Raw genomic sequence first — 5059 nt, forward strand, 5'->3', positions numbered from 1 at the left:
CTATCAGCGTTTTGTCGCAGGTACATTATTATGTAAGCACAGTTTATAGTAATATATTGAAGACATAATTTCTGAGCGCACTTTTATTCTTGAATAATTCTTTAATTTCTGGCTGATTTGAGATATAATCAACTAATTCTTCTTTTACAATATCTAAGTCTGACATACTTCTGATTTTATTTTCACTCATATAATCTTCATAATATTTTTTAACTAAACTATCTCTATAAACATCTGCTTTCTTATCATCTATCAATTCTTTTTGACTATTAATAGAATGAATTTGATTAGTCCTCAACCTTCTAATTTCGTATCTAATTTCGTCAAGTGAATTGAGAATATAATTATCAGTTGAAACTTCTTTTTCTTGTAAATGAGCGATTTTATACTCTCCAAAACTTTTCAAAAAAGTAGAGTAATTTGGATCAGACTTTGATTTTTCAAATGTCGAAATTAGTTTCTTCTTGAGATTTTCTTTAAATTCTAATATTTTGTAAAATCTTAAATCTCTTGGATAGCTTAAGTGCTCAATAACACTTGTATCAAACGAATAATCCGTTTTATCATCTTTTATAATTACCGTGGCTTTATCAAATGCTAAACGCATTCCTAACTCGAACATTACATTAGGATTCTTACCACTAACATCACAAATAATAACATCGTTGTTGTATACATTTTGTATAATTCTCTTTTGAATAATCCCAATATCATCTGCATCACTCACAAGATTTGGTTCAAATCCTGCATCATTTGCAGCTTCTTTTAATATTGATAAAATTTCTAACCAATGCTCTGGTCCACATCCGTCAATTGTAGATATTGGCATAATAATGCCACAACGAGGCTTTTGATCAATTTTATTCTGAATGTTCTTTTCAGTTTTATCGTCTTTATTTTTTGAGTTCTCGGTCATTTGGTATGTAGTTATTTAAATTATGTTTAAAGCCTTCTAAGACTGATGGTACACCACAAGGTAAGCTCTGATTAAGTACGTTATAACTTGGCCTGCGTTAGGAGCCATTTTGAACTATAGACCACTTCCCTGTCCGAGGTGAGTTAACCGCGTAGAGCTAACTAAATGAGTCGAGGGAAGCCGAGGCTGTTAACCAGACTTAAACTTGTCGCCAGGTACTTGGCATGTTAGAAAAAAGCTCACTATTAATCTATTACCCTGTCGACCTGAACCCGCCTACGCCACTTACTTGGCCGGAACACCCAACGACCACAAGGGCTGATGGATGAGAAGACCACTTTAAATAACAAACGCAGCGTCAACCTTTACACCCTTGTTTGGTTGGGCTGCGATACGTCGCCTACCCAAGTGCTTCCTGTCGACCGGCAGCTACCCCACACATCCAACCCAAACACCCCTTTAGTTCTATAATATTCTCATTCGACTAATTGCTATCATCATTGTCAAAGCTTCTTTGGCATCAGCTTCAATAACATCTTCAGGATGGCTATTTAAATTTAAGGCTCTTGCCATTAATGAATGCTCATGGAGAGGTTCCTTACTGTGGACAAACGGATTACGTTTTAATCTAATGTTATTTATCTTTTCGATGAGGTAATCGTCAATAAAATTCGTTTGACTAAATTCTTTCAATAGTTTATCGAGAGTGTATTTAGATCGTTTATCGTCCATACGTATATGGAAATATTCTTGAAATCGCCTTTCGATAAAAGCCTGACATAAAATAATTGTAGCCACAAACTGTCCGAAGATATAACAATGAACAGCCTCATTAAATATTTTAAATGATTCGTCACTTCCATACTCACGTGTTCCAAACGGCAGCATTGTATTTATGTAGCGAAGCCTTCTTAATCTTTCCCCGAAAGATTTTTTGTCAAAATTTATAATTTCTTCTTCTGCGGCATCTGAGCCAGGTTCCAGATCGTTTCCGAATAAGTCTTTATTCATTAAGAGGTTTCTTTTGTCGCCGGAGAGCTGAACTTTGAATTCACAAATTAACCTAATCGGGGCACTTCTCGTGTCGACTGAAGCCGACCACTACATTGTTTTCAGCCTGTTGTGTCACCCAACGTAATATTGTACGCAACAACGCTTAATACTATCTGCTTGATAAGCATTGAGTTAATATTGAGCGTACTTGACTAGTTGCGTTTGTAAAGCATTGATTAGCGCAACCGCTGCAAGTGTACATATTTGATGATAATTATACAACCTTACCCATAAAATAGTCACTTATTAATGCTAAATTGATTACACGGCGGTGGATGCATATTGAGTATTGATTCTATTGCCCCTGTGTTGCAGTATGTGCAACGCACCCCACCCATAACAATCGCTACATTAAATATTTATCTGAGGTTATTCCGGCGTTACTAGCAAAAGGCAATAACCTGTCGTTTCTATCAGCAGATTTTATTGACCGGTAGGTACGTAGTAGACAACTCTGTATAACTTGCCTGCCTGTCATAGTCTGCCTGCGTTCACGTATCTAGGGGCATGAAAGATAACTGAGAAAGGCGGGTAAATTGATCGCTCAACTTTAAAAGTATGAATTGGATGATCAAGCCTTTGTTTGTAGACGGCTCAACCGCTATTTGGGCGAAAACGTATCCGATTCGTTGATTTTATGCATGCAACAATAGCTGCTCTACTCGTTCTTTGCTTCAGTAACTGTGTCTTTGGGCAGGCAACAGGGCCAGATAGCTCATTTGTACAAACCGCAAAACAACGGGCTATCGGTTATTACGAGCAAACTGTAAGGCGGCAGTCACACGTCTACGAAGGCAATCAGTATATCATACATGATCCGCGCATTAAGGTGCACCCATACTACGTAGTAGACAGTTTGCTGGTCGGAACGGTGGCTTATAACCATGTTCAGTACCAGGATGTAAAGATGCAGTACGATATCGTTCGGGACGAGCTGGTCGTTCAGCCGCCCGACGGAGGATATCGTCTTCGGTTGCATACTGATAAGATCACTGCATTTTCGCTTGGACCTCACCGGTTTGCGCGCTTCGTTGGCGATAGTGTGGCCGGAATTCGTACAGGCTTTTATGAAATCATTTACGATGGAAACGTAAAAGTTCTGGCCAAACGCCAGAAAACAGTACAGGAAGATATTTCGGGAGGTACGTATAAGGGTGAATATCTGGTGAAAGATCGCTTTGTTATACAGAAAGAAGGGGCATTCCATGAGGTAAAATCGAAAGGCTCTGTTCTCGATCTGTTTCCCGATCAGGCAAAGGAGTTGCGGAAATACATGCGAAAAAATCGGCTGAAATTCAACGATGCGCAGCGTGAACAGACGATTGCCCGACTGGCTCAACGATATGATGAACTCACGAATTGATTATGGCTCAACTATACCGAATTAGTTTTCTTCTCGTAGGACTGGTTGGCTGGCTGACGGCTGGATTCGGACAGACAGCCGACGAACAACCGATCAATGGTGATTTTTCGAACCTGCGTTTTGAGCAGTTTGTACGGCAGATCGAAGCCAAAACACCGTATCGTTTTTTCTATAATCCGACCGATGTCGACAGCCTGGTTGTTGATTTACGCGTTGAGAAAAAACCACTACGTACCGTTTTACGCCAGCTTTTTGAGGGAAGTAAATTCGCGTTTGCCGTTGATAATCAGCAGCGTGTGTACATTACCGTTAATCGGCCCATTCGTACTGAGCTGCCAATTGGTTTCTTTACGCGGGGGGCTACTGATTCCGATACGGATTCGACGGGGGCTGCTTACCTGACGGAGAGCCAGAAAAAGAAAGCGGTATCGGTAGACAAACTGTACGAAATCGGGAAACGGACTAATCCTATCCGGTCGGGTCGGTCAACCATCGCCGGGCACGTCCGGAACGTAGCATCGGGAGAGCCGATTGTCGGGGCAGCCGTTTACGTGGAAAATCCGCGGCTGGGTACGGTAACGGATCAGTTTGGGTATTACTCCATTACGTTGCCGCGCGGTCGCCATGATCTGAAACTACGGAGCATTGGCCTGAAAGATACCCGACGCCGGATTATTCTTTATTCGGATGGAAAGTTCGACGTCGAGATGGAAGACGACGTCATTGCGCTGAAGGAAGTGGTGATTGAAGCCGAAAAAGATGCGAATATTTCGAGCCTGCAAATGGGGCAGGAGCGGGTCGATATTAAGAGCATCAAACAAGTGCCAACGGCGCTGGGCGAAGCGGATCTGCTACGTGTCATTCAAACCCTGCCCGGTGTAAAAACTGTAGGCGAAAGCTCAACAGGGCTAAACGTGCGCGGGGGCGCTACCGATCAGAACCTGATTCTCTACAACGACGCGACGATTTACAATTCATCGCACCTGTTCGGATTTTTCTCGGCGTTTAACCCCGACATGATCAAAAGCGCTGAACTCTACAAAAGCGCGATTCCATCCCGATTTGGGGGGCGTTTATCGTCGGTGCTCGATGTACAGACGCGCGACGGCAATAAAAAGAAGTTTATTGGTTCGGGCGGTATTGGTTTGTTAACCGGACGACTGACGGTAGAAGGACCGCTGATTAAAGACAAAACCTCGTTTATCGCTGGCATCCGGACAACTTACTCCGACTGGTTGTTGGGGCAACTGAAAAACGCTACGTTCCAGAAAAGTGAGGCCCAGTTTTATGACCTGAATCTGCACGTTACGCACGATTTTAACGAGAAAAATACGCTTTACCTGACGGGTTATCTGAGTCGCGACCGCTTCAAGCTTGGTAGCGATACGTCCTACCGGTATCAGAATAAGGTGGCTACCTTGAAATGGAAGCACATCTTTAACAACAAACTGTACAGCGTTTATACCGCCAGTTACAGCGGTTATGATTACACCGTGGCGAGTGAAAAAAATCCGGTTAACGCCTTTCAGCTGGATTTTTCCATCAATCAATCACAATTGAAAGCCGATTTCAATTATTACCCCACCAACCAGCACGCCGTTGATTTTGGCATAAGTACTACGCATTACAAACTCTTTCCCGGGAATTTTCAGCCCAAGGGGCGCGAATCGTTGATTTTGCCCGACGTAGTGGACGCTGAGCAGGGGCTGGAGAACGCCATCTATATC

Annotated in this window: 4 protein-coding genes; 2 read left to right on the plus strand and 2 right to left on the minus strand. The window is 42.4% G+C overall.

Annotated elements, in window-relative coordinates; genetic code table 11:
- Positions 1–43: 43 nt before the first annotated feature.
- Both ACOJS8_RS12745 and ACOJS8_RS12750 read right to left on the minus strand, forming a co-directional pair.
- The gene (locus tag ACOJS8_RS12745; RefSeq protein ID WP_420148920.1) at positions 44–916 is read right to left on the minus strand and encodes a hypothetical protein; all 873 of its coding nucleotides are present in this window, start codon (positions 914–916) and stop codon (positions 44–46) included.
- A 465-nt stretch (positions 917–1381) separates the two neighbouring features.
- A complete protein-coding gene (locus tag ACOJS8_RS12750) occupies positions 1382–1927 on the minus strand; it encodes a hypothetical protein (protein WP_420148921.1) in 546 nt (181 codons plus the stop codon).
- A 679-nt stretch (positions 1928–2606) separates the two neighbouring features.
- Here ACOJS8_RS12750 and ACOJS8_RS12755 point away from each other — a divergent pair.
- A complete protein-coding gene (locus tag ACOJS8_RS12755; RefSeq protein ID WP_420148922.1) occupies positions 2607–3332 on the plus strand; it encodes a hypothetical protein in 726 nt (241 codons plus the stop codon).
- A 2-nt stretch (positions 3333–3334) separates the two neighbouring features.
- Positions 3335–5059, plus strand: a 1725-nt coding sequence (locus ACOJS8_RS12760) for a TonB-dependent receptor (protein ID WP_420148923.1), incomplete at its 3' end; no start/stop codon positions are given.

This window comes from Spirosoma sp. (assembly GCF_048594605.1).
In the GTDB taxonomy this organism is placed as follows: Bacteria; Bacteroidota; Bacteroidia; order Cytophagales; family Spirosomataceae; genus Spirosoma.

Coding starts and splice junctions, on each gene's coding strand:
- ACOJS8_RS12745 (WP_420148920.1), bottom strand. CDS start 916: ATGACCGAGAACTCAAAAAATAAAGACGATAAAACTGAAAAGAACATT.
- ACOJS8_RS12750 (WP_420148921.1), bottom strand. CDS start 1,927: ATGAATAAAGACTTATTCGGAAACGATCTGGAACCTGGCTCAGATGCC.
- ACOJS8_RS12755 (WP_420148922.1), top strand. CDS start 2,607: ATGCATGCAACAATAGCTGCTCTACTCGTTCTTTGCTTCAGTAACTGT.